Origin of the sequence: Paraburkholderia sp. IMGN_8 (assembly GCF_038050405.1) — a bacterium.
GTDB lineage: Bacteria > Pseudomonadota > Gammaproteobacteria > Burkholderiales > Burkholderiaceae > Paraburkholderia.
This window is the reverse complement of sequence record NZ_CP150901.1, coordinates 2,052,581-2,078,357: the sequence shown is the minus strand read 5'-3', so window position 1 is coordinate 2,078,357 and position 25,777 is coordinate 2,052,581. Positions and strand designations below refer to the sequence as shown.

The following is a 25,777-nucleotide window of genomic DNA, read 5'->3' as shown; positions in this document are numbered from 1 at the left end:
GCCTGATGTGCGTGATAGCGACGCCCCCGTTCTATCCGGTTGACGTATTTCTTCTATGTGGCCGATTTATGTCGGCGTCTACTGAAATGTACCGATCGGAACACCCACGCGGCAGCCGCCGCATCAACGAGGGGATGACATGTCTACCGCTTTTCAGCCTCGCGCGAGCGCTGCCGCCAGACTCGAGCGACTGCCGTTCTCCGGTTATCACCGGACCATCTTCATCATCATCGCCGTCGCGTTCTTTTTCGATTCAGTCGATCTCGGCACGATGACCTTTGTGCTCGGTTCGATCAAAACCGAATTCGGTTTGTCGAGCGCGACGGCAGGTCTGGTCGCGAGTTCGAGCTTCTTCGGCATGGTGATCGGCGCGGCCATGGCCGGATTGCTGGCCGATCGCTTCGGGCGGCGCCCGGTGTTTCAGTGGAGCATGGTGTTGTGGGGGCTCGCGTCGTATCTGTGCTCGACCGCGCAGAGCGTCGACGCGCTGATCCTTTACCGCGTGCTGCTCGGGTTGGGCATGGGCATGGAATTTCCGATCGCACAGACCTTGTTGTCCGAATTCGTGCCGGCGGCTTCACGCGGAAGACTGATCGCGCTGATGGACGGCTTCTGGCCGCTTGGCTTCATCACGGCGGGTGTGGTGTCGTATTTCGTGCTGCCGCAGTTCGGCTGGCGCACCGAGTTCGCGTTGCTCGCGATTCCCGCCGTATTCGTGCTGATCGTGCGCCGCGTCGTGCCCGAATCGCCGCGCTGGCTCGAACATCGCGGACGCATTGCCGAAGCGGACAAAGTGCTCGCAGAAGTTGAAACGAAGGTGATGAAAGCGGCGGGGCTGAGTCAGTTGCGCGCACCCGTGATGCTGCAAGAACCACCGGCGGTGAAAGGTAAGGGCGCGTTCCGCGAAATCTGGAGCATGGCCTATAGGCGCCGCACGATCATGGTGTGGACGCTGTGGTTCTTCGCGTTGCTCGGTTTCTACGGACTCACGTCGTGGCTCGGCGCGTTGATGCAGCAGGCGGGTTTTGCGGTGACGAAGTCGGTGCTGTACACGGTGCTGATTTCGCTCGGCGGCATTCCGGGTTTTCTGTGCGCCGCATGGCTGGTCGAACGTTGGGGCCGCAAGCCGACTTGCATCGCGTCGCTCGCCGGTAGCGCGGTGATGGCCTATGTCTACGGACAGACGGCGCTGCACGCGCAAACGCCTACGCTGCTGATTTGCGCCGGGCTTGCCATGCAGTTCTTTTTGTTCGCGATGTGGGCCGTGCTGTACACCTACACGCCGGAGCTTTACGGCACCGGCGCGCGGGCGACGGGTTCGGGGTTCGCGTCGGCGATCGGCCGCGTGGGCTCGCTGATCGGCCCTTATGTCGTGGGTGTTGTGCTGCCGATGTTCGGACAAGGCGGCGTGTTCTCGCTGGGCGCGATGTGCTTCGTGATCGCCGCTGCGGCGGTGTGGATGCTGGGTATCGAAACGCGTGGGCTGGCGCTCGAGACGCTGGTGTCTGAAGCGGTCGAATCGGACGCGCATGGCGTGCTGAGTCCGGTGCGGGATTGAACGGTGACTTCATAAGGAAAAAGCCGCGAATGTTTCGCGGCTTTTTTATGCGGCTCATCCCGCCGCGGACCTCGTATAGATTAAACCGCCGCGACCGCCCGCGTCCTCGCAGCCGCCCCATTAGCGACAAAGTAGGGCGTATCTACCCGAGCCAGCGCTTCCCGGCCACGAATCCGGTCGGCGATCTTCTCAGCCAGCATGATGGTCGGCGCGTTCAGATTGCCGGTCGTGATCTGCGGCATGATCGACGCATCCACCACGCGCAGCGCGTCGAGCCCATGCACGCGGCCCTCGTTGTCGACGACGGCCATCTCGTCATAGCCCATCTTGCACGAGCACGACGGATGAAACGCCGTCTCCGCCCGCATGCGCACGAAGGCGTCGAGATGTTCGTCGGTCGTCAACTCGGCGCCTGGATTCAGCTCGCGGCCGCGATAGCGGTCGAGCGCCGGCTGACGCATGATCTCGCGCGTGACACGGATACCGTCGCGGAATTCGCGCCAGTCGAGCGGATCGGACATGTAGTTGAACAGGATGCTCGGATGCGCGCCCGGATCGCGCGACGTGAGCTTCACCCGGCCGCGGCTCGGCGAGCGCATGGAACCGACGTGCGCCTGGAAGCCATGCATCTTGATCGCGTTCGAGCCGTTGTAGTTGATCGCGACCGGCAGGAAGTGATACTGGATGTTCGGCCACAGGTCGTCGTCGCGGGTGCGGATGAAGCCGCCGGCTTCGAACTGGTTGCTCGCGCCGATCCCCGTTCCACGCAGCATCCATTCGAGCCCGATCGCCGGCTGGTTCCACCACTGCAACGCCGGGTATAGCGAAACCGGCTCCTTGCATTCGTACTGGATGTACATCTCCAGATGGTCCTGGAGGTTTTCGCCGACGCCGGGCAGATCGTGCACCAGCGGAATGTCGAGCTCGCGAAGCCACGTCGAGCGGCCTACGCCCGAGCGTTGCAGCAGTTGCGGCGACGCGATCGCGCCGCTGCACACCAGCACTTCGCGGCGCGCCTGTGCGGTAATCGGACTGCCATGATGCAGATAGGCGACCCCAATCGCCCGCTTGCCGGAGAACAGCACGCGATCGGTCATGGCGTGCGTAACGATGGTGAGATTCGCCCGCGTCTTCGCGCGATCCAGATAGCCGCGCGCGGTGCTAGCGCGCCGGCCGTTCGCGGTGACGGTGCGATCCATCGGCCCGAAGCCTTCCTGCTGGTAGCCGTTCAGATCCTGGGTGCGCGGAAAGCCTGCCTGCACACCGGCTTCGACCATCGCGGCAAAGAGCGGATTGTTGCCGGGCTTGCTTGTCGTCACATGCACCGGGCCGTCGCCGCCGTGATACGCGTTCGCACCGACATCGCGCGTTTCGGCCTTGCGGAAGTACGGCAGGCAATCCAGATAGGTCCAGTTTTCCAGACCCTGGCGCGTGGCCCAGTTGTCGTAGTCGAGCGCATTGCCGCGGATGTAGCACATGCCGTTGATCAGCGACGAACCGCCGAGCCCCTTGCCGCGGCCGCATTCCATGCGCCGGTTGTTCATGTGCGGTTCGGGGTCTGTCTCGTACGCCCAGTTATAGCGGCGTCCTTGCAGCGGATACGCAAGCGCCGCGGGCATCTGCGTGCGAAAGTCGAAGCGGTAATCGGGACCGCCTGCTTCGAGCAGCAGCACGGTCACACCGGCGTCTTCGGTCAGACGCGAGGCGAGTACGTTACCCGCGGAGCCCGCGCCGACGATGATGTAGTCGTATTCATTCGAGGCCATCGCCGTTGCTCCCTAGAATACCGGTTGATACGGGCCGAGTTCGACCTGCACGGACTTGATGCGCGTGTAGTGTTCGAGCGTCGTGATGCCGTTTTCGCGGCCGACGCCCGATTGTTTGTAGCCGCCCACCGGCATTTCCGCGGGCGACTCGCCCCATGTGTTGATCCAGCAAATGCCGGCTTCGAGCTGATGAATCACGCGATGCGCACGCGCCAGGTTCTCGGTCACGATGCCGGCGGCGAGACCGTAGGCGGTGTGATTGGCGCGCTCGATCGCCTCGCCTTCGTTGTCGAAAGCGAGGATGCTCATGACGGGGCCGAAGATTTCTTCGCGCACGATGCGCATGTCGTCACGACAGCCTGAGAAAACCGTCGGCTCGACGTATTGGCCGTTGCCGAAGTGGCCTTCAGTGATGCGCTTGCCGCCCGCAACCAGCCGCGCGCCTTCCTGCACGCCGCTTTCGATGTAGCCGAGCACCTTCTGCAACTGCGCGGCGCTCACCAGCGGGCCGAAGTTGGTGTCCGCGGCGGTGGGCGCGCCTACGCGAATGCGCTTCACACGCTCGAGCACCAGCGCTTCGAAGCGCTCGAGCACGCCGCGTTGCACGAACACGCGCGTGCCGTTGGTGCAGACCTGACCGGAACTGAAGAAGTTGGCGCTCATCGCGATGTCGGCGGCACGCTCGAGGTTGGCGTCGTCGAAGACGAGCAGGGGCGACTTGCCGCCCAGTTCCATCGTCACTTCCTTGAGCGACGATGCCCCCGCGAGCGACATCACCTTCTTGCCCGTTTCTACGCCGCCCGTGAACGAAATCTTCGCGATGTCCGGATGTGCCGCGAGCATCGCGCCGACGCGTCCATCGCCCTGGACGACGTTGAACACGCCGGCCGGCACACCTGCGTCGGTGTAAATCTCCGCGAGTTTCAGTGCGGACAGCGGCGTGACTTCACTCGGTTTGAAGATCATCGCGTTGCCGGCCGCGAGAGCCGGCGCCGACTTCCAGCACGCAATCTGGATCGGATAGTTCCATGCGCCGATCCCCGCGCATACGCCGAGCGGTTCGCGTCGCGTATAAACGAACGACGACGGCCGCAATGGAATCTGCTGGCCCTCGATGGCGGTGGCGAGCCCCGCGTAATACTCGATGACGTCCGCGCCGGTCACAATATCGACCGCTTTGGTTTCAGCGATCGGCTTGCCGGTGTCGCGTGTTTCGAGCGCGGCGAGTTCGTCGTTGCGTTCGCGCAGGATATCGACCGCACGGCGCAGGATGCGCGAGCGCTGCATTGCAGTCAACGCCGCCCATGCGCGCTGACCGTCGCGCGCCGATTGCACTGCGCGATCGATGTCGGCCGCCGAGGCCTGTTGCACCGTCGCCAGCGTTTCACCGGTGGCGGGGTCGAAGGTGTCGAAGGTTTCGCCGCCTGTCGCGTCGACGTAGGCGCCGCCTATATAGAGACGTTGCGTTGCAAATGCCGGCATGGCGTGCTCCTTCCGATAAGAAAAATTCAGTTGCGTGCTGAGAGAACCAGGTCGATGTAGTCGTTGGCCACGCGCAGCGCTGCTTTGGTGTCGAACGGCTCGCCGGATAGCGCGCCGCGCAGCCATAGCCCGTCGATCAACGCGGCCAGGCCGCTGGCCGCGCGCCGCGCCGCAGGCCGCGGCAGCGCTTTCGAAAAATCCGCGCACAGATTCGAGTTCAGACGGCGTGTGTTCACGTATTGCAGCCGCCGCAGTTGCGGCTTGTGCATGCTCTCGGACCAGAACGCGAGCCACGTCTTCATCACCGGGCTGCTGGTCTGCTCCGCGTCGAAATTCGCCGCGACGACGGCGCGCAGTTTCGAGCGCGGGTCCGCCTTCGCCGCACGGCGCCGGCGCGCGGTGGCTTGCCACAGATCGCGCAGCACGTGACGCATGGTGGCTTCGAGCAAACCGTCCTTGTCGCCGAAATAGTGGCTGACGATGCCGGTGGAAATGCTCGCACGCTGCGCGACCGATGCGAGCGTCGCGCCGGCCAGACCCGCCCGATCGATGGTCAGGAGCGTCGCGTCGATCAATTGCGCGCGGCGGATTTCGCGCATTCCGAGTTTGGGCATGACGTGACAGGCGGTAGGCCGAGCTGGGTTCGATGGTGCATGTTAGGTTTTTTATATTGAACAGTCAATCAATAAAAAACGAGGCGCATCAGCGTACGCGGGGGTTGCGCCGTGCGTGTCGGTTACGGCCAAGCCGGTGTCGCGTTCGATACATGTCCTTTGTCGCAGCTGGCACTACGCTCGTTGAGCGGCGCACGAGGTCGGCGAGGCCGAATCAAGCGAGCGCCGCTCACAAGACATGGAGACGAACAATGAGCAGCAATCGTGGCGTCGTGTATGTAGGGCAGGGCAAGGTGGAAGTGCAGTCGATCGACTATCCGAAGATGGTCGATCCAGCGGGCCGGGCGATCGGCCACGGGGTGATTCTGAAGGTGGTGAGCACGAATATTTGCGGCTCCGACCAGCACATGGTGCGTGGCCGCACGACCGCCGAAGTCGGCCTCGTGCTTGGCCACGAGATTACCGGCGAGGTAATCGAGATCGGCCGCGACGTTGAAACGCTGGCGATCGGCGACCTGGTGTCGGTGCCGTTCAACGTTGCCTGCGGGCGCTGCCCGACCTGCAAGGCGCAGCATACCGGCGTGTGTCTGAACGTGAATCCGTCGCGGGCGGGCGGTGCTTATGGTTACGTAGACATGGGCGGCTGGATCGGCGGCCAGGCTGAGTACGTGATGGTGCCGTACGCCGACTTCAATCTGCTGAAGTTTCCCGACCGTGCGCAGGCGATGGCAAAGATCCGCGATCTCACGTGTCTGTCCGACATTCTGCCGACTGGCTATCACGGCGCCGTGATGGCTGGCGTCAAGCCCGGCGCGACTGTCTATATTGCCGGCGCAGGGCCGGTTGGGATGGCGGCGGCCGCGTCGGCGCGCCTGCTCGGTGCGGCGTGCACGATCGTCGGCGACATGAACGAGGCACGTCTCGCGCATGCCCGCAAGATGGGTTTCCAGACCATCGACCTGTCGAAGGATGCGACGCTGGGCGAGCAGATCGAGCAAATCCTCGGCAAGCCCGAGGTGGATTGCGCGGTGGACTGCGTCGGCTTCGAAGCACACGGCCACGGCAGCAGCGGCCAGCACGAAGAAGCGCCGGCCACGGTGCTCAATTCGCTGATGGAAATCACGCGGGCCGCCGGCGCAATCGGCATTCCGGGCCTCTACGTGACCGACGACCCGGGTTCCGCCGATGCCGCCGCGCGTAAAGGCAGCCTGAGCATCCGCTTCGGACTCGGCTGGGCCAAGTCACACTCGTTCCATACCGGGCAGACGCCGGTGATGAAGTACAACCACAATCTGATGCAGGCCATTTTGTGGGACCGGCTGCCGATCGCGGATATCGTGAACGTGACTGTCGTGTCGCTCGACGAAGCGCCCGAAGGTTACCGGCAGTTCGATGGCGGCGCACCGAGGAAGTTTGTGCTCGATCCGCATGGGCTGTTGAAGGCGGCCTGACGCCGGCCGTTGCATCACACATGCGTTGGGTGTTTCCCGCGTTCAACGCATGCACAACGACGGCAACACGACCCAAGCCGCCCCAAGCGGCTTGGACTCACGCCGCCATGACAGGCGGCGAGGCGAGGGAAGGCGCCTGCTTGCGGCGCTCGCGCGTGGGCGCAGTGCCGAACGCGTCGCGGTAGCTCTTCGAGAAGTGGCAGGCCGACTGGAAGCCGCAAGCCATCGTGATGTGCATGATCGACATGTCGGTCTGCAGCAGGAGTTCGCGGGCGCGCCGCAGCCGCAACGTCAGATAGTAATGCGTCGGCGTCATGCCGAGATGCTCGCGGAACAGCCGCTGCAATTGCCGTTGCGACATGCCCGCCAGCCGTGCGAGTTCTTCGCGTGAAAGCGGCTCCTCGATATTGTTCTCCATCAGCGAGATCACTTCGAAGAGCGACTTGTTGGCCGAGCCAAGCCGCGCCACCAGCGGCATTTTCTGCTGCGCACTGGTATCGCGCACGTGTTCGACGATGAACTGCTCCGCGATCTGCGTGACACGCGCCGTGCCCACGCGCGGGGTGATCAGGTTCAGCATCATGTCGAGGGGCGCGACGCCGCCCGTGCAGGTGACGCGATCGCGATCGATCACGAACAGTTCTTTCAGAAAACGCGTGTCGGGAAACTCCTCCTTTAGCGCCGACATGTTCTCCCAGTGAATCGCACACGCGTAGCCGGCCAGCAAACCGGCGCGCGCCAGCGCATAGGTGCCGGTGCACAGGCTGCCGAGCACGCTGCCCATGCGGGCAAAGCGGCGCAACGCGGAAAGATGGGCGGGCGTGGTCGCGCGCTGCACGTCGATACCCCCCACCACGAACACGATATCGGGCAGGCCGACGCATTCGACCGGGCCGGTGTCGACCGCCAGGCCGTTGCTCGCCGTCACCGGCCCGCCTTCGGGGCTCACGATCGACCAGCGGTAGAGCGTCTGCCCCGACAGGTAGTTCGCCATGCGCAGCACTTCGATCGCGTTGGTGAACGCGATCATCGTGAAGTTAGGAACCGGCATGAACGCGAAGTGCGACAGCGACGCAGTGCGATCGGTGGGCATGGGGGAAATGAATCCTTCGAATCTGTAATGTCGCGTCGCCGTGGGGCGCGGCGAACCCTGTGATTTTGAGGACTAGAGCAACTACCGCGCCATCAGGCTAAACCCTCGCTCGCGTGGGCGTTGCGCATTAAACGGCGTGGATAGCTAAACAACTGGCACCAGAACGGAGCCGCAGCCGCCCGCAAACGCACCCGAACAGCGCACGAAGTTCAGCTGCAGTGCAGCAATTTCATTCGCGCCGGAACACGAACCGCCGACTTGTCGAAAAAGGACGCGCATGGCGGAAAAGGCAAAGAACGCGTCTGAATTCGTAAATTGACGCGCGAGGCGAGCGTCAAGAATAGACGCAATGCAGACCGGTACTAGCGGGCCTTCAGGGCCGCTTCCGGCCCTCCGTCAACGCCCGTTTCCCGAACCCACGGACCTTCCCATGTCGAACCCGAATCCTTTCTTTGAAGAATCGCTGGCCACGCGCGATGCGTCGGTGCGCGGCGCTATTTTGAAAGAGCTGGAGCGCCAGCAGTCGCAAGTCGAATTGATCGCGTCGGAAAACATCGTGTCGCGCGCGGTGCTCGAAGCGCAGGGCTCGGTGCTGACCAACAAATATGCGGAAGGGTATCCGGGCAAGCGTTACTACGGCGGCTGCGAATACGTCGACGTGATCGAAACGCTGGCGCTCGACCGGATCAAGCAACTGTTCAATGCGAAGTTCGCCAACGTGCAGCCGCATTCGGGCGCGCAGGCGAACGGCGCGGTGATGCTCGCGCTGGTCAAGCCCGGCGATACGGTGCTCGGCATGTCGCTCGACGCGGGCGGCCACCTGACCCACGGCGCTAAGCCGGCGCTGTCGGGTAAATGGTTCAACGCGGTGCAGTACGGCGTCAATCGCGAGACGATGCTGATCGATTACGAGCAGATCGAGGAACTCGCGCAGCAGCACAAACCGGCGCTCCTGATCGCCGGCTTCTCGGCTTACCCGCGCGCGCTGGACTTCGCACGGCTGCGCGCGATCGCGGACGGCGTCGGCGCGAAGCTGATGGTGGATATGGCGCACATTGCCGGCGTGATCGCGGCGGGGCGTCATCAGAATCCGGTCGAGCACGCGCACGTCGTCACCTCGACCACGCACAAGACCTTGCGCGGTCCGCGCGGTGGCTTTGTGCTGACGAATGACGAAGACATCGCGAAGAAGATCAACTCCGCAGTCTTCCCCGGCTTGCAGGGCGGCCCGCTGATGCATGTGATTGCGGGCAAGGCAGTCGCGTTCGGCGAAGCGCTGCAACCGGGCTTCAAGACCTACATCGACAATGTGCTCGCCAACGCTCAGGCGCTGGGCGAAGTGTTGAAGGCTGGTGGCGTCGATCTGGTCACGGGCGGCACCGACAACCATCTGCTGCTGGTCGATCTGCGCCCGAAGGGGCTCAAGGGCAATCAGGTCGAGCAGGCGCTGGAACGCGCGGGCATCACCTGCAACAAGAACGGTATTCCTTTCGACACCGAGAAGCCGACCGTCACGTCCGGCGTTCGCCTCGGCACGCCCGCTGGCACGACGCGCGGCTTCGGCGTCGCCGAGTTCCGTGAGACCGGGCGGCTGATCGTCGACGTGCTCGATGCGCTGCGCAACCATCCGGAAGGCCATGCGGCAACAGAACAACGGGTGCGCCGCGAGATTTTCGCGCTGTGCGAACGCTTTCCCATCTACTGAGAACGCCTGGAGCAAACGATGAGCAACCTGCACGACAACAGCATCATCATCGACGGCCTGAACATTTCGAAGTTCGAGCGCTCGGTGTTCGAGGACATGAGGAAGGGTGGCGTGACGGCGGTGAACTGCACAGTGTCGGTCTGGGAAAGCTTCCAGAAGACGGTCGACAACATCGCCGAAATGAAGCAGCAGATCCGCGAGTACGGCGAAATCCTGACGCTGGTGCGCACCACCGACGACATCTTGCGCGCGAAGAAAGAGAACAAGACCGGCATCATCTTCGGCTTCCAGAACGCGCACGCGTTCGAGGACAACCTTGGCTATATCGAAGCTTTCAAGGACCTCGGCGTGAACGTGGTCCAGCTTTGCTACAACACGCAGAATCTGGTCGGCACCGGCTGTTATGAGCGCGACGGCGGGCTGTCGGGTTACGGACGCGAAGTGATTCAGGAGATGAACCGCGTCGGCATCATGGTCGACCTGTCGCATGTGGGCGGCAAGACGTCGTCGGAAGCGATTGCCGCGTCGAACAAGCCGGTGTGCTACTCGCATTGCTGCCCGTCGGGACTGAAGGAGCATCCGCGCAACAAGACCGACGAGCAATTGAAAGAGATTGCGGATGCGGGCGGTTTCGTCGGCGTGACGATGTTCGCGCCGTTCCTCAAGCGCGGCCCGGACGCGACCGTCGAAGACTACCTCGAAGCGATCGAATACGTGGTCGATCTGATCGGCGAAGACCAGGTCGGCATCGGCACGGACTTCACGCAAGGCTATAGCACCGAGTTCTTCGATTGGATCACGCACGACAAGGGCCGTTATCGCCAGCTGACGAACTTCGGCAAGGTCGTGAATCCGGAAGGCATCCGCACGATCGGCGAGTTTCCGAACCTGACGGCCGCGATGGAGCGCGCCGGTTGGAGCGAGACACGCATCAGGAAGATCATGGGCGAAAACTGGGTTCGCGTGTTCGGCGAAGTGTGGACGGTCTGATCTCCATTCGCCGATAAAACCGCCCACATAAAAACGGAGTCTCCACATGCAACCCCAACTGCCTATCGACGTCGATCCGAACACCGGCGTCTGGACCACCGACGCGCTGCCGATGCTCTACGTGCCGCGCCATTTCTTCACGAACAATCACACCGCCGTCGAAGAAGCGCTCGGCCGCGACACGTATGCCGAGATTCTCTACAAGGCCGGCTACAAGTCCGCGTACTTCTGGTGCGACAAGGAAGCGAAGCAGCACGGCATTGCCGGCATGGCGGTGTTCGAGCATTACCTGAACCGCCTGTCGCAACGCGGCTGGGGCCTCTTCAGGATCACGGAGGCCGATCCGTCCAGCGCGCGTGCGCGCATCGAACTGCATCACTCGTCGTTCGTGCTGGCGCAGCCGGGCAAGGAAGGCAAGCTTTGCTACATGTTCGCCGGCTGGTTCGCGGGCGCGATGGACTGGGTCAACGATACCGCGCCGGATTCGGTGAAGAAGGGGCCGGCGTCCTGGTCGAAGGAAGCGCAATGCGCGGCTGAAGGCCACGATCACTGCGTATTCGAAGTGTCGCCGCTCGCGTCGTAACAACGCACACAGCCTATCCATTCCGAGGTCGATCGCGATGCGTTACCCGAACCTTTTCAAGCCTCTCACGCTGAACCAGTTGACCCTGCGTAACCGCATCGTCAGCACCGCGCACGCCGAGGTCTATGCGGAGCCGGGCGGTCTGCCAGGCGACCGTTATATCCGTTACTACGAGGAGAAGGCGAAGGGCGGCGTCGGCCTCGCCGTGTGCGGCGGGTCGAGCCCGGTTTCGATCGACAGTCCGCAAGGCTGGTGGAAATCGGTGAATCTCTCGACCGACAAGGTCATCGATCCGCTCGCGCGCCTCGCCGAAGCGATGCATCGGCACGGTGCGAAGATCATGATCCAGGCTACCCACATGGGCCGCCGCTCGGCATTTCATGGCGAGCACTGGCCGCATCTGATGTCGCCGTCCGGCGTGCGTGAACCGGTGCACCGCGGTAACGCGAAGATTATCGAAGTGGAAGAGATTCGCCGGATTATTAGCGACTTCGCGGCGGCCGCGAAACGCGTGAAGGATGCGGGCATGGACGGCGTCGAAATCTCGGCGGCGCACCAGCATCTGATCGACCAGTTCTGGAGTCCGCGCACGAATTTCCGTACCGACGAATGGGGCGGCTCGCTCGAAAACCGCCTGCGTTTCGGCACTGAAGTATTGAAGGCGGTGCGCGAGGCGGTGGGCGCCGACTTCTGCGTCGGACTGCGCATGTGCGGCGACGAATTCCATGAAGACGGCCTCGACCACGAACAACTGAAAGAGATCGCCCAGGCCATGGCGGAGACGGGGCTGATCGATTACGTCGGCGTGATCGGGTCGGGCGCGGATACGCACAATACCCTGGCGAACTGCATGCCGCCGATGGCGCTGCCGCCCGAGCCGTTCGTGCATCTTGCAGCCGGCATCAAGTCGGTGGTGAAGCTGCCGGTGATGCACGCGCAAAGCATCCGCGATGCAGGCCAGGCGGAACGGCTGCTGGCGAGCGGCATGGTCGACCTGGTGGGCATGACGCGCGCGCAGATTGCCGATCCGCACATGGTGATCAAGATTCGCGACGGCAGGGAAGACGAGATCAAGCAGTGCGTCGGCGCGAACTATTGCATCGACAGGCAGTACAACGGGCTCGACGTGCTGTGCGTGCAGAACGCGGCGACCTCGCGTGAAGAAACCATGCCGCACGTGATCGCGAAGACGCGCGGCCCGAAGCGCAAGGTGGTCGTGGTCGGCGCGGGTCCGGCCGGACTCGAGGCGGCGCGCGTCGCGAAGTCGCGCGGTCATGACGTGGTGCTGTTCGAGAAGAACGACTACGTCGGCGGGCAGATCATGCTCGCCGCGAAAGCGCCGCAGCGCGAACAGATGGCGGGTATCGTGCGCTGGTTCGACATGGAGACGAAGCGGCTCGGTGTCGATCGCCGCCTCGGGGTCGCCGCGGACGAAAAAACCATCATGGCGGAGAAGCCGGACATCGTCGTGCTGGCTACAGGTGGTTCGTCGTTCACGTCGCAAGTGGCCGCGTGGGGCGTCGAGCAGGGACTCGCGGTGAGTTCGTGGGACGTGCTGTCGGGCAAGGTCGAGCCGGGCAAGAACGTGCTCGTCTATGACGGCGTCAGCACGCACGCCGGCGCGGGCGTCGCGGATTTCATGTCGAGCCGCGGCTCGAACGTCGAGATCGTGACGCCGGACGTGAAAGTGGCCGACGACGTCGGCGGCACCACGTTCCCGATCTTCTATCGCCGCCTCTATGCGCAAGGCGTGATCCACACGCCGAACTACTGGCTCGACAAGGTGTATGAGGAAGACGGCAAGAAGATCGCCGTGATCCGCAACGAGTACACCGAGGAGCAGGAGGAGCGCGCGGTCGATCAGGTGGTGATCGAGAATGGCAGCACGCCGAACGACGCGTTGTACTGGAAGCTTAAGCCCGAATCCGTGAATCGCGGCCAGGTCGATGTGCATAAGCTCTTCGCGTCGGAGCCGCAGCCCTCGTTGAGCGAAGAACTCGGTAACGGCCGCTTCCTGCTGTTCCGCGTCGGCGACTGCATTTCGATGCACAACATTCACGGCGCGATCTACGACGCGCTGCGCCTTTGCAAGGATTTCTGACGATGAGCCCCGTGTTTGTCATCACCGTCCTGCTGTGGGTGTCGGTGGCCGGTCTGGTGTTCGCACTCGCAAAACGCGCGGCTTACTGGCGAGAAGGTCGCGCCACGGCGGCGGGCACCTATGGCTGGGCCAACCTGCTCGCGATCCCCAAACGCTATTTCGTCGACCTGCATCATGTGGTCGCGCGTGATCCGTACATCGCGAAGACGCACGTCGCGACCGCGGGCGGCGCGATCCTCGCGATGGCGCTGGTGTTCGTCAACTATGGCCTCGCGATCTACTCGCCGTGGCTCGACAAGCTGATCTTTCTGGCTGCGCTCGTGATGCTGGTCGGCGCGGTGTTCGTCTGGCGCCGGCGGCATGGCGCGAAGGCGGTGCCGGCGCGGCTCTCGCGCGGACCTTGGGATCATCTGCCGCTGTTGCTGGGTTCGTTCGCGCTCGGGTTGGTGCTGTTTATCGCGTTGCCCGCCGCGGCGATGTCGGGGGCGCTTGCCATCATCGTCGCGTTGCTGATTGCCGTGGGTGCTTTCACGATGACGTTCGGCGCCGCACGCGGCGGCCCGATGAAGCACGCGCTCGCCGGCCTGTTGCACCTCGCGTTTCATCCGCGTCAGGAGCGCTTTGCCGAGCGCAACGACAACGACGTCGTGCCGCCGACCGCCTTGAAGGCGCCGCTGCTCGACGCGAAGGAGTACGGCGTCGGCAAGCCGGTCGAGTTTCGCTGGAACCAGTTGCTGAGCTTCGACGCCTGCGTGCAGTGCGGCAAGTGCGAAGCGGCATGTCCCGCGTTCGCCGCCGGCCAGCCGCTCAACCCGAAGAAACTGATTCAGGATCTCGTCACCGGCATGGTGGGCGGCACGGACGCCGCGTATGCGGGCAGTCCGACGCCCGGCATTCCGGTCGGCCAGCACAGCGGTGCGCCGGGCAAGCCGCTGATCTCGAGCCTGATCGAAGCGGATACGCTGTGGTCCTGCACGACCTGCCGCGCCTGCGTGCAGGAGTGCCCGATGCTGATCGAGCATGTGGATGCGATCGTCGATATGCGGCGCAATCAGACTTTGGTCGAAGGTAGCGTGCCAGGAAAAGGCCCGATCACACTCGCGAATCTGCGCGAAACCGGCAGCGCGAACGGCTATGACATCGGCGCGCGTTACGACTGGGCCGTCGATTTGCAGGTGCAGGTGGCACAGCCGGGGCGGCCGGTCGATGTGCTGCTGATCGCCGGCGAAGGCGCGTTCGACATGCGCTATCAGCGCACGCTGCGAGCGCTCGTCAAGGTGCTGAATCGCGCGGGCATCGACTACGCGGTGCTCGGCGGCGTCGAAACCGATACCGGCGACACGGCGCGGCGTCTCGGCGATGAAGCGACCTTCCAGCAACTCGCAACCAGGCTGATCGGCACGCTGTCGCAGTACTCGTTCCGCAAGATCGTCACCGCCGATCCGCACGTGCTGCACAGCCTGCGCAACGAATACCGCGCACTCGGCGGTTTCTACGAGGTGCAGCATCACACGGCGTTGATCGAAGAACTGCTCGCGAGCGGAAAACTGTCGCCGCGCGCGGTCGCCGCATTCGCGGACCGCAAGATCACCTATCACGACCCGTGCTATCTGGGCCGCTATAACGGTGAGACAGAAGCGCCGCGGCGTTTGCTGAAAACCATCGGCATCAAGGTGGTCGAGATGGAACGCAACGGCATGCGTGGACGTTGCTGCGGTGGCGGCGGCGGTGCGCCGTTGACCGACATTCCCGGCAAGAAACGCATTCCCGATATCCGCATCGACGACGCGCGCGCAGTCGGCGCCGAGATCGTCGCGGTGGGCTGCCCCAACTGCACGGCGATGCTCGAAGGTGTGGTCGGCCCGCGTCCGGAAGTGCTCGACGTCGCCGAACTGGTCGCAGCGGCGCTGGAGTAACGCGATGAATAACCTCAAACGAATCGATCCGCGCCGGCCGTTCACGATCACGGCGGATGGGCTCAAGCGCATTACGCTTGGCGTGGTGGGCGAAGCTGGCTCGATGGAATTTTCGATGGCTGGCGCTGCGCATCGTGCCCAGGCCAAGCCGCGCCGCACGACGGCCGCGCCACAACGTGTGCTATTGGTTGCCGCGCACGCGGACCGCGGCGCGCTGGATGACCACGCGCGCCAGACTTTAGCCGCCGCCGCGCTGATCGCGGATGCGCAAACCGAGGTCGTGCTGCTCGTATTCGGCGAATTCAGCGACGATGCCGCCGCGCTCGGCGCCGACAAGCTGATCGAGCTGCCGATGTTCGACCGTCGTATGTTCGCGCCTCTAGACGAACTCAATGCGTTGGCCGCTTGCGTGGCCGCGTATGCGCCTGCGCACATCTTCATGCCCGACAACGCAACCGGCGACGGCGATCTTGGCCGCCGTTACGCCGCTGCGGCGAACGCGAGCATCGCGACGCATGTCGTCGAGATCGATGCGGCGCACGTCGCGACGTATATCCAGACCAATACGGCGTTCGCCGTGCGCGCGCTGCCGGAGGTCGTTCTGCTCGCGCCGAATGCTGTCGATCCGAAATTGCCGTTTGTCGGTGCGGGTGAGCGGGTCGTGTGGCGCTTCGATGGTGAGCCTGTCGCGTCCAAAGGCGCCGTGCGCGACCTCGGCATCGAGGAAATCAATGCCGCCCAGCTTGCGCTGGAAGAGGCGGATTTCATCGTATCGGCGGGTAACGGCGTGAGCGACGTCGCCGCGTTCGAGCGTCTGGCGGCCACCTTGAGTGCCGCGATCGGCGCGAGCCGCGTCGCCGTGGACGATGGCAAATTCACCCGCGACAAGCAGATCGGCGCGACCGGCAAGACCGTCGAAGCCAGCGTCTATATCGCATTCGGCATTTCAGGCGCGGTCCAGCATTTGCAAGGCATCAAGGATTGCCGGCACGTGATCGCCGTGAACCTCGACGCCAGTGCGCCGATCGCCAAACGCGCCAATCTGACCGTCATCGCGGATGCGCAGGAAACCATCGTGGCGCTGAACGACGCCGCGGCGGCCGCGCGCAGTGCACGCGGAACCGGCGCCGCGTTATTGAATTCCACGGCTGTCGCGGAAGGAGCCATCGCATGAAGATCGCCGTACTGGTTTCCGTGGGTCGTCATCCGGTCAGCGGCACCGCGCGCTATAGCCGCAATGATGCCGCCGCGCTGACAATGGCGCTCTCGCTCGCAAAAGTGCACGGCGCGACGCTCGATGTGTTGCATGCGGGCGATCCGGCGAATCCGGCGCTGCAGGAGTATCTCGCGCTCGGCGCGCGGTGTGTCGAAGTGCTCGCCGTGCGCGATGTGCCTTCAGCGCCTGAGTTGCAGGGCGATGCGGTAGCACCGCTCGTCGCGCGTTTGCAAGGCTACGACCTCGTGCTGACCGGCACCCGTGCGGAGGGCGCGTTCGATAGCGGCATGCTGCCTTATCGGATCGCTAGCGCGCTCGACATTGCGCTTGTCGGCGCCGCGGTCGATCTGACGATCCGCGACGGCAGCGCGGAAGTCCGGCAATTCATGCCGAAGGGCTTGCGCCGGCGCATCGAGGTCAAGCTACCCGCGCTGGTCGCCGTGCATCCGATGGCTAACGCCGCGCCCAGCTACGCGTACGCACGGCTGCGCGAAGGCACGATCCGCCCGGTCGCGACGCAAGCCAGCGGCAACCCCGACGACCTCGCCTGGACGACTCGCCCCGCGACCGCCAAACCAGTGCGCCTCGCCGCCGCCGAAAAGCGTTCCGGGCACGCCCGCATGCTGTCGGCGACAACGACCGAAAGCCGCGGCGGCAGCGTCGTAATTGAAGGGAGTTCCGTCGAAAAAGCACAAGTGATTCTCGCGTATTTGCGCGAGCATCAACTCGTGGATTACTGATTTCCGGTTCGGGCGAGCATGCGACCAGGAGGGCCTGGCGCGGCGCCAGACGTGACACGCAACGGAGCACACAATGAAAGTTTCCGCAGACGTTCGCGCAATGATCGAACGCCGCAAAAAGAGCTACACGCTGGAAGCGCCGTTCTACACGAGCGAGGACATTTTCGCGCTCGACATGGACGCGATCTTCCGGCAACACTGGATTCAGGTTGCCGTCGAACCTGACGTGCCGGAGGCCGGCGACTACATCACGGTGGAAATCGGTCACGATTCGATTTTGATCGTGCGCGACGACGACATGCAGGTGAGGGCGTTCCATAACGTCTGCCGCCATCGCGGTTCGCGGCTGTGCAATACGGAAAAGGGCTCGCTCGGCAATATTGTCTGCCCGTATCACAGTTGGACCTACAACCTGAACGGCGAACTGATGTTCGCCGAACACATGGGCGACCAGTTCGACCGCTGCAAACATAGCCTGAAGACCGTCCACGTCGAGAATCTCGCAGGCTTGATCTTCATCTGTCTCGCGGACAATCCGCCCGCCGACTTCGCTGTGATGCGCGCCGCAATGGAGCCGTATCTGCTGCCGCACGATCTGGCGGGCTGCAAGGTCGCGGCTTCGATCGACATCATCGAGGAAGGCAACTGGAAGCTCACGATGGAGAACAATCGCGAGTGCTATCACTGCGTCGCGAACCATCCTGAGCTGACGATTTCCCTCTATGAATACGGCTTCGGCTATCAACGCACGCCGGACAACGAAGAAGGCATGGCTGCGTTCGAAGCGACCGTTGCGCGCCGTACCGCGCAATGGGAGGCGATGAAGCTGCCGTCCGCGGAGATCGAACGGCTTGCCGATCTCGTCACCGGTTTCCGCACGCAACGCTTGCCGCTCGATCGGGACGGCGAATCGCAGACGCTGGACGCGCGCGTCGCGTCGAAGAAACTGCTCGGCGGCTTCGAACAGGCTGATCTCGGCGGCTTGTCGTTCTGGACGCAGCCGAATTCGTGGCATCACTTCATGAGCGACCACATCGTGAGTTTCTCGGTGATTCCGCTCTCCGCGGGTAAAACGCTGGTGCGCACCAAGTGGCTCGTGCACAAGGACGCGCGCGAAGGCATCGATTACGACGTGAACAACCTCACGGCCGTGTGGCGCGCGACGAACGACCAGGACCGCGCGCTTGTCGAGTATTCGCAACGCGGCGCGACGAGCAGCGCCTATGAGCCGGGTCCGTATTCGCCGTTCACCGAAGGGCTCGTCGAGAAGTTCTGCGAGTGGTACATCGGTCGCATGGCGGATTACAGCAATGCGCCCCAAACAACAGATGCCGGCGATGCTGCGCCGGTTGCGCACGGCGAAAAAGTCGTGTCCTTCATGCGCTGAGCGCGACTCCGCAACCAGGAGCGGGAGAAAACAATGATGCGCGATCAGGCGACGCTTCAGCTCAGCCCCGAGCCGGCTCCAAACCGTGTCACACAACCGCGGTTCTGGGAGACGCTGCCCGCGCGCTGGAACAGCGATACCGACGACACGCTGGTGTGCTGCCAGGTCCGCCAGGAAACGCACGACGTCAAGAGCTTTTTCTTTCGCGCACCGTCCGAGCGGGCGTTCGTGTTCGAGCCCGGGCAGTTCATTACGCTGGAACTCGACATCGACGGCGAGGCGGTGAATCGCTGCTACACGATCTCGTCGCCGCCGACACGCCCGCACACCATTTCGATCACCGTCAAGCGTGTACCGGGCGGCAAGGTGTCGAACTGGTTGCACGACAATCTGCACGCCGGGGCGCAGGTTCGCGTGCTTGGGCCATCCGGTGAATTCACCTGTGCACGGCACCCGGCGCGCAAGTTCCTGTTCCTCTCGGCCGGTTCGGGCATCACGCCGCTAATGTCGATGAGCCGCGCGCATCACGAACTCGGCGAGGATAGCGACATCGTGTTCGTGCACAGCGCGCGTACGCCGGACGACATCATCTTCGCGCGCGAGCTGGATCTGATCGCGTCGAATCAGGCCAATTTCCGCACGGCGTTCGTTTGTGAACGGCTCGGTGCGCGCACCAACTGGCCGGGCGTAACGGGCTTTCTGACGTTGCCGCTGCTGAAGCTCATCGCGCCGGATTTTCTGGAGCGCGAGATTTTCACTTGCGGACCCACGCCGTACATGCAGGCGGTGCGCAATCTGCTGGATGAGGGCGGCTTCGATCGCCGCCGCTATCACGAAGAAAGTTTTTCGTTCGAGACGGTCAGCGAAGTGGCCGCGCAGTTGACGACCGCGCTCGTCGCGGACGTGCTGCAGACTGCGGATGTGGAGCGCTTTGCGGATGCGCGTGAACAGGCGCCGGGTTTCGCGCCGGCTCCCGTCGAGACGGAAACGAAATTCAAAGTGAGCTTCGCGAAGAGTCATCGCGAGATCGAGTGCGGCGGCGGCCAGCACGTGCTCGACGCCGCCAAAAAAGCCGGCGTGCGGCTGCCGGCGTCTTGCACGCAAGGCATGTGCGGCACCTGCAAGGTCAAACTCGTATCAGGCGAAGTCGATATGAAACACGCGGGCGGGATTCGTCAGCGCGAGATCGACCAGGGGATGGTGCTGCTGTGTTGCAGCAAGCCGCTGAGCGATCTCGTGGTGGATAAGTAAGACAATAAAACGAGCGCGGGGAAGGAAGTCGCGTCCTGACAACTGGATGTCGGAAATGAACGTTACCCGGCAATTCTGGCTGGTGATTCTTAATGCTCAATGGGTAGTTTGGACGGTGAACGGGAGAGCGACGATGAGACTGATCAGGAAGGTATTGGTATTGAGCGCGTTGGGTGCAGCGCTGGCTGCAACGAGCGCGGGTGTGTCGGCCGATGCGAAGCCGACCATCAAGATCGGCTATGTGGAAGGATGGGATGACAGCGTCGCGACCTCGAACGTGGCCGCACGCGTGATCGAGAAGCGGCTCGGCTACCAGGTGCAACTTGTGCCGGTCGCAGCCGGTGTGATGTGGCAGGGCGTGGCGCGCGGCGATCTCGACGCGACGTTGTCCGCGTGGCTGCCGGTCACGCACGGCGCGTACTGGAATAACTTCAAGGAAAAGGTCGTCGACCTCGGCCCGAACTTCAACGACGCGAAGATCGGTTTGATCGTGCCTGAGAATGCCGACGTGACGACGGTCGGCGATCTGGAAGCGAAGAAGGCGGAGTTCGGCTCGCGCATCGTCGGTATCGATGCCGGCGCGGGCGTGATGCAGAAGACCAGCGAAGCGATCAAGGCCTACAACCTCAATTATCAGCTGATGCCGAGCTCGGGCAGCGCGATGACCGCGGAACTGGCGCGCTCGGAAGCCGCGAGCAAGCCGATCATCGTGACCGGCTGGAAGCCGCATTGGATGTTCGCGAAGTACAAGCTCAAATTCCTCGACGATCCGAAGAAAGTGTTCGGCGAATCGGAGCACGTGGATAGCGTCGTGAATCCGGATCTTGAGAAGAAGGCGCCGCCGGTGGTTGCGTTCCTCAAGAAGTTCCAGTGGAAACCGGGTGAGATCGACAGCGTGATGCTGGCCACGCAGAACGGTGAGAAGCCGACTGCTGCTGCCGATGCGTGGATTGGTGCGCATGCGGATCGCGTGGATAGTTGGGTGAAGTGACGCTGAGGTGATGCGATTGATTGCCGAATGAGTTGCCGCTTTGGAGCGGCAACTTCTAAAAAACGCCGCTATACAGCGGCGTTTTTTATTGCAGCACGACAGTCCGATCGCCATTAATGAACACCCGCCGCTCGATGAACGCCTTCACTGCCCGCGCGAGCGTGATGCACTCCACGTCGCGTCCCGTCGCGAGTAACCGCTCCGGACTGTACGAGTGATCGACGCGCTCCACGACCTGTTCGATGATCGGACCTTCGTCGAGATCGTCGGTGACGAAATGCGCGGTTGCGCCGATCAGTTTCACGCCGCGTGCGTGCGCCTGATGATAAGGCTTCGCGCCCTTGAAGCCGGGCAGAAAAGAATGGTGGATATTGATCGCGCGCGCCGCGAGCGCGCGGCTCGTTTCGCCGGAAAGAATCTGCATGTAGCGCGCGAGGATCATCAATTCCGCGCCCGACGTCTCGAACAGATCGAGCAGACGCGCCTCTTGCTGCGGTTTCGTGTCGGCGCTGATCGGCAGATGGTGAAACGGCAAACCGTGCTGCTGAGCGAGCGGTTCGAGGTCCCGATGATTCGAGCCGATGCCCACGATATCCATTTTCAGCTCGCCCATGCGCCAGCGGAATAGCAGATCGGCGAGGCAGTGCTCCAGTTTCGACACCATGATCAGCACCTTGGGACGCGTGCCGACATCGTGCATCGCCCATGTCATCTGAAAGCGTTCGGCGATCGGTTCGAACTCGCGCCGTAGCGCGCCGACGTGCAGCAGCTCATCACGCCCGACGCCATGAAACACGCAACGTACAAAGAAGCGCTCGCTGAGGTCGTCGTCGAAAACGGTCAGTTCGTCGATATAGCAATGGTGCCGGTCGAGAAAGCCGACGACGGCGGCGACCTGGCCCGCCGCGCTCGGACACGCGACAGTGAGAACCAGTTGATCGGGACGGGAATCGGCGGACATGCGCTCTCCACTTAGGCGATAGGGCAACGCCGCGGGGCGCGGCATGCATCATCGAAGTAGAGCAAATCAGCGACACACACGGATAGAAGCTAACCGCCGTCGCGCTGGAATGGGAGCGTCAGCGGCTATTCGGCATCGAGCCCGCACTCGCCCAGCAGCCACTGGCGGAATGCGTTGATCACGGGTGTGGCCGCGCGCTGCGTGACGAGCAGATAGCCGCGTTCGGTGACGACCGGCGTATCGAACAGTTCGACGAGCTGCCCAGTCGCGAGGAGCTCGTCGACTAAAGGCGCCCACCCGAGCGCGACACCCTGGCCCATGATTGCCGCATGCGCGACCAGCGTAAAACTGTTGAATGTGATGCCGCGATGCGCGGCCGGCGCGTCGAGACCCTGCGCGGCGAACCAGTCGGCCCACGACAGCCAGCGTGCCGGATGGGTCGGTTCAAGATGCAGCAGCGGCAGCGCCGTCAGATCGGACGGCGCGCGCAACGGCGGATGCGCGGCGAGAAAAGCCGGACTGCACACCGGTGTGACGCGCTCCGGAAACAGTTTGACTGCGCCGCGGGCGGTCCAGTCCGCATCTTCATCGCCGAAAGCGATCGCAATGTCCACCTGATTGTGCGACGGATCGAACACGTTCTGCGACGTGATGATCTTGACGTCGACGTCCGGCATCAGCGCCTTGAATTGCGACAGGCGCGGCATCAGCCAGTAGGTTGCGAAGCCGAAATCGGTGCAGAGCGTCAGCGTTTGCGGCGTGCGCCGTGCGCGGATCTCAGCGGTGGCGAGGCGAATGGTGTCGAGCGCGTCACGGACCGCTTCGAACAGGCGCACGCCGTCTTCCGTGAGCGTGACGCCGCGGTGACCGCGTTCGAATAACGGCGCGCCGAGCGCTTCTTCGAGCTGCACGACGCGCTGACTGACCGCCGGCTGTGTCGAGCCCAGTTCGCGCGCGGCCGCCGTGAAGCTGGCCAGACGCGCTGCCGATTCGAACATCGTCAACGCCTGCATCGGCGGCAAGCGATCCTGCCTCGGCATAACACCCCCTTATAGGCACATAACGATTTGCAGTCTTCACAGCGGCGAATTGGACGGCAATAGTGGTGTGCATGCCGGGACCCGCACTCACGTCCCGCCGCTTGCTTCAACACTTGCACCGACACTTGCGATTCTATTCGAGGCGCGCTCCAATGCTTGACACGAAACCGAATATTCTTATTCTGATGGCCGATCAGCTGACGCCGTTCGCGCTTGCCGCATACGGGCATCGTCTGACGAAAACCCCCAATCTGGATCGGCTGGCGAAGCAGGGCGTCGTGTTCGAATCGGCGTACTGCGCGAGTCCGTTGTGCGCGCCGTCGCGCTTTTCTTTTTTGTCCGGCAAGCTGCCGTCCGCGATCGGCGCCTATGACAATGCAGCAGAATTTCCGTCGCAAACGCTGACGTTCGCGCATTATCTCCGCGCGGAGGGCTATCGCACGATTCTCTCGGGCAAGATGCATTTTTGCGGCGCCGATCAGTTGCACGGTTTCGAGGAACGCCTGACCACCGACATCTATCCCGCCGATTTCGGCTGGACGCCCGACTGGGACAATTTCGAAGCGCGTCCGACGTGGTATCACAACATGAGTTCGGTGATCGACGCCGGTCCCTGCGTACGCACGAACCAGCTTGATTTTGACGACGAAGTCACGTTCACCACGCGTCAGAAGCTCTTCGATATCGCACGCGAACGTCATGCCGGAAAAGATGCGCGACCGTTCTGCATGGTTGCCTCGCTGACGCATCCGCACGACCCGTACGCGATTCCGAAAAAATACTGGGACATGTACCGCGACGAAGACATCGATATGCCCACGCATCGCGATTCGTTCGATGAAGCCGACCCCCATTCAAAGCGCTTGCGCCATGTATGCGAAGCCGACCGCACGCCGCCAACCGTCCAGCAGATCCGCAATGCGCGCCGCGCTTACTACGGCGCGATCTCATACGTCGACGACCAGTTCGGCGCGATCCTCGAAGCGCTCGAGCAGTCGGGGCTCGCTCAGGACACCGTCATTGTGGTGACGTCCGATCATGGCGAGATGCTCGGCGAGCGCGGTCTCTGGTACAAGATGACGTTCTTCGAAGGCGGCTGCCGCGTGCCGCTGATCGTGCATGCGCCCCGGAAGTTCGACGCGCATCGCGTGAGCGAGTCGGTGTCGCATCTCGATCTGCTGCCGACGCTCGTTGAGCTGGCGCGCGGCGAGCGGCCCGCTGCATGGCCCGATTCGCTCGACGGCCAAAGCCTCGTGCCGCATCTGCTCGGCGCACATGGTGCGCAGGGTGCGCATCGCGGCCATGACGAAGCGATCGGCGAATACTTGGCCGAAGGCGCCATCGCGCCGATTGTGATGCTGCGTCGCGGCCGCTTCAAGTTCATTCACACGCCAGCCGATCCGGACCAGCTGTACGACGTCGCCGCCGATCCGCTGGAGCGCGAGAACCTGGCAGCGCGCGCGGAGTACGCATCGCGAGTCGCGGCGTTTCGCGACGAGATCGCCCAGCGCTGGAATCTCGTCGCGCTGCACAACGACGTGCTGAGCAGCCAGCGCCGTCGCCGTTTTCATTTCGAGGCCACGACGCAAGGCACGGTCGCGTCGTGGGACTGGCAACCGCGTGTCGATGCAAGCCAGCGTTATATGCGCAATCACATTGACCTCGATACGCTCGAAGCGATGGCGCGTTTCCCGGCCGTGGTTCGTTAGTGCGTCCTTAGTGCGTCCGTAAGCGATTCCTCTCACTCTCATCTCACCCTCAGGAAGCCGACATGAAAAAGCTCTTCAAACAGGTGGTATCCAGCGTTGCGTTGCTATGCGTGGCGACCACGTTCACGGCGGCGGCCGAGCCGCAGTCGTGCACCCAAGTCAACATGGCCGGGCCAGGCTGGACAGACATCGATGCGACCAATGCGATGACCGGCGTTCTGTTGAAGGCGCTCGGATACCGGCAGAGCGTCGCGAACCTGTCGGTGCCGATTACTTACCAGGGCTTGAAGAAAGGGCAGATCGACGTGTTTCTCGGCAACTGGATGCCCGCGCAGGCGCCGGTCGTCAAGCCGTTCGAGGACGAGAAGTCGATTGAGGTCGTGCATCCGAATCTGAGCAACGCGAAGTTCACGCTCGCGGTTCCCGACTACGTGGCGGCGGCCGGCGTGCACTCGTTCGCCGATCTCGCGAAGAACGCCGACAAGTTCGATAGCAAGATCTACGGCATCGAGCCGGGCGCGCCGGCCAATCAGAACATCAAGAAGATGGTCGATGAAAAAGCGTACGGGCTCGGCAGCTGGAAGCTGGTCGAGTCGAGCGAGACTGGCATGCTCACCCAGGTCGAACGCTGGGTTCGCGAGAAGAAATGGATCGTGTTCCTCGCGTGGGAGCCACATCTGATGAACACCAAATTCAAGCTGACCTATCTCGACGGCGGCGACAAGTACTTCGGCCCGAACTATGGCGGCGCCACGGTCAATACCGTTGCGCGCACGGGTTACGCCGAACAATGCCCGAATGTCGGCCGCCTGTTCAGGCAACTGACGTTCAACGTCGATCTGGAAAACGGCGTGATCACCGAGGTGCTGGAAAAGAAAACCGGCGTGGACGTGGCCGCCGCCGATGCGCTCAAGCGTCACCCGGAATTACTGAAGTCATGGCTCGAAGGCGTGAACACCGCTAGCGGGGCCAATGGTCTGCAAGCCGTGCAGACCGCACTCGGCGTGAAATAACAGCGGCATTCCTAATCACCAGGTCGCTACTCGACAGATTCATGTCGCATCCGGTCGAATCCCCATAAATCTGGACTCGTATTCTTGACCCGTCGATGCAGGCATGCCGGACACATTGCATGCATCGCATCCAGCTTCACTCGGTCTCAATCAGTATAGATCTGCCCGTCATGCGAGAAGCGCTGCGCATAAGAAGTCATTACACGCAGC

The 25,777-nt window shown here is 63.0% G+C and carries 20 protein-coding genes; 14 read left to right on the top strand and 6 right to left on the bottom strand.

Going from position 1 to position 25,777, the window contains the following annotated elements; all coding sequences use genetic code 11:
• Positions 1-139 precede the first annotated feature (139 nt).
• Positions 140-1,558: an MFS transporter gene (locus tag WN982_RS30480; protein ID WP_341319272.1), complete on the top strand. Its 1,419-nt coding sequence runs from the start codon at positions 140-142 to the stop codon at positions 1,556-1,558.
• 80 nt (positions 1,559-1,638) lie between these two features.
• On the opposite strand, the gene betA is transcribed toward WN982_RS30480, so the two are convergent.
• From betA to betI, 3 genes are read right to left on the bottom strand one after another with little or no spacing between them, the layout of a single operon-like run.
• Positions 1,639-3,324 (bottom strand): choline dehydrogenase, encoded by a 1,686-nt coding sequence (gene betA, locus WN982_RS30475; RefSeq protein ID WP_341319271.1) that lies wholly within the window; start codon positions 3,322-3,324, stop codon positions 1,639-1,641.
• A 12-nt stretch (positions 3,325-3,336) separates the two neighbouring features.
• Positions 3,337-4,806 carry a betaine-aldehyde dehydrogenase gene (gene betB, locus WN982_RS30470; RefSeq protein ID WP_341319270.1) on the bottom strand — a complete coding sequence of 490 codons (1,470 nt, stop codon included), beginning with the start codon at positions 4,804-4,806 and terminating at the stop codon, positions 3,337-3,339.
• A gap of 26 nt (positions 4,807-4,832) precedes the next feature.
• On the bottom strand, positions 4,833-5,420 hold the full coding sequence (gene betI / locus WN982_RS30465) for a transcriptional regulator BetI (RefSeq protein WP_341319269.1): 588 nt from the start codon (positions 5,418-5,420) through the stop codon (positions 4,833-4,835).
• Positions 5,421-5,671: 251 nt separating this feature from the next.
• Between betI and fdhA the strand changes: the two genes are divergently transcribed.
• A complete protein-coding gene (gene fdhA, locus WN982_RS30460; RefSeq protein WP_341319268.1) occupies positions 5,672-6,871 on the top strand; it encodes a formaldehyde dehydrogenase, glutathione-independent in 1,200 nt (399 codons plus the stop codon).
• A gap of 97 nt (positions 6,872-6,968) precedes the next feature.
• Here the strand turns inward: fdhA and WN982_RS30455 are convergent, their stop codons facing one another.
• Complete coding sequence (locus WN982_RS30455) at positions 6,969-7,964, bottom strand: GlxA family transcriptional regulator (RefSeq protein WP_341319267.1); 996 nt, start codon at positions 7,962-7,964, stop codon at positions 6,969-6,971.
• A gap of 430 nt (positions 7,965-8,394) precedes the next feature.
• On the opposite strand from WN982_RS30455, the gene WN982_RS30450 reads away from it, so the two are divergent.
• From WN982_RS30450 to WN982_RS30405, 10 genes are all read left to right on the top strand, one after another.
• Positions 8,395-9,669 carry a serine hydroxymethyltransferase gene (locus WN982_RS30450; protein ID WP_341319266.1) on the top strand — a complete coding sequence of 425 codons (1,275 nt, stop codon included), beginning with the start codon at positions 8,395-8,397 and terminating at the stop codon, positions 9,667-9,669.
• Positions 9,670-9,687: 18 nt separating this feature from the next.
• Complete coding sequence (locus WN982_RS30445; RefSeq protein ID WP_341319265.1) at positions 9,688-10,659, top strand: dipeptidase; 972 nt, start codon at positions 9,688-9,690, stop codon at positions 10,657-10,659.
• A gap of 46 nt (positions 10,660-10,705) precedes the next feature.
• The gene (locus WN982_RS30440) at positions 10,706-11,242 is read left to right on the top strand and encodes a DUF5943 domain-containing protein (RefSeq protein ID WP_341319264.1); all 537 of its coding nucleotides are present in this window, start codon (positions 10,706-10,708) and stop codon (positions 11,240-11,242) included.
• Positions 11,243-11,279: 37 nt separating this feature from the next.
• Positions 11,280-13,343 (top strand): NADH:flavin oxidoreductase, encoded by a 2,064-nt coding sequence (locus tag WN982_RS30435; protein ID WP_341319263.1) that lies wholly within the window; start codon positions 11,280-11,282, stop codon positions 13,341-13,343.
• 2 nt (positions 13,344-13,345) lie between these two features.
• Entirely contained in the window at positions 13,346-15,259 is a 1,914-nt protein-coding gene (locus tag WN982_RS30430; protein WP_341319262.1) for a (Fe-S)-binding protein, read from the top strand.
• Positions 15,260-15,263: 4 nt separating this feature from the next.
• Positions 15,264-16,433, top strand: coding sequence for an electron transfer flavoprotein subunit alpha/FixB family protein (locus WN982_RS30425; protein WP_341319261.1), 1,170 nt, complete (start codon positions 15,264-15,266; stop codon positions 16,431-16,433).
• A complete protein-coding gene (locus WN982_RS30420; RefSeq protein ID WP_341319260.1) occupies positions 16,430-17,215 on the top strand; it encodes an electron transfer flavoprotein subunit beta/FixA family protein in 786 nt (261 codons plus the stop codon). Before WN982_RS30425 ends, WN982_RS30420 begins: the two co-directional genes overlap by 4 nt.
• Positions 17,216-17,288: 73 nt before the next feature.
• Positions 17,289-18,602: an aromatic ring-hydroxylating dioxygenase subunit alpha gene (locus WN982_RS30415; RefSeq protein WP_341319259.1), complete on the top strand. Its 1,314-nt coding sequence runs from the start codon at positions 17,289-17,291 to the stop codon at positions 18,600-18,602.
• A gap of 33 nt (positions 18,603-18,635) precedes the next feature.
• Positions 18,636-19,853 (top strand): hybrid-cluster NAD(P)-dependent oxidoreductase, encoded by a 1,218-nt coding sequence (locus tag WN982_RS30410; protein ID WP_341319258.1) that lies wholly within the window; start codon positions 18,636-18,638, stop codon positions 19,851-19,853.
• 133 nt (positions 19,854-19,986) lie between these two features.
• Complete coding sequence (locus tag WN982_RS30405; RefSeq protein ID WP_341319257.1) at positions 19,987-20,844, top strand: glycine betaine ABC transporter substrate-binding protein; 858 nt, start codon at positions 19,987-19,989, stop codon at positions 20,842-20,844.
• Positions 20,845-20,929: 85 nt separating this feature from the next.
• On the opposite strand, the gene purU is transcribed toward WN982_RS30405, so the two are convergent.
• Both purU and WN982_RS30395 read right to left on the bottom strand, forming a co-directional pair.
• Positions 20,930-21,805 carry a formyltetrahydrofolate deformylase gene (purU, locus tag WN982_RS30400; protein ID WP_341319256.1) on the bottom strand — a complete coding sequence of 292 codons (876 nt, stop codon included), beginning with the start codon at positions 21,803-21,805 and terminating at the stop codon, positions 20,930-20,932.
• Between the two features lie 125 nt (positions 21,806-21,930).
• Entirely contained in the window at positions 21,931-22,845 is a 915-nt protein-coding gene (locus WN982_RS30395) for a LysR family transcriptional regulator (protein WP_341319255.1), read from the bottom strand.
• 152 nt (positions 22,846-22,997) lie between these two features.
• Here WN982_RS30395 and betC point away from each other — a divergent pair, with 152 nt between their 5' ends.
• Positions 22,998-24,554 carry a choline-sulfatase gene (betC, locus tag WN982_RS30390; RefSeq protein WP_341319254.1) on the top strand — a complete coding sequence of 519 codons (1,557 nt, stop codon included), beginning with the start codon at positions 22,998-23,000 and terminating at the stop codon, positions 24,552-24,554.
• 62 nt (positions 24,555-24,616) lie between these two features.
• On the top strand, positions 24,617-25,567 hold the full coding sequence (locus WN982_RS30385) for a choline ABC transporter substrate-binding protein (protein ID WP_341319253.1): 951 nt from the start codon (positions 24,617-24,619) through the stop codon (positions 25,565-25,567).
• The last annotated feature ends 210 nt before the right edge of the window (positions 25,568-25,777 follow it).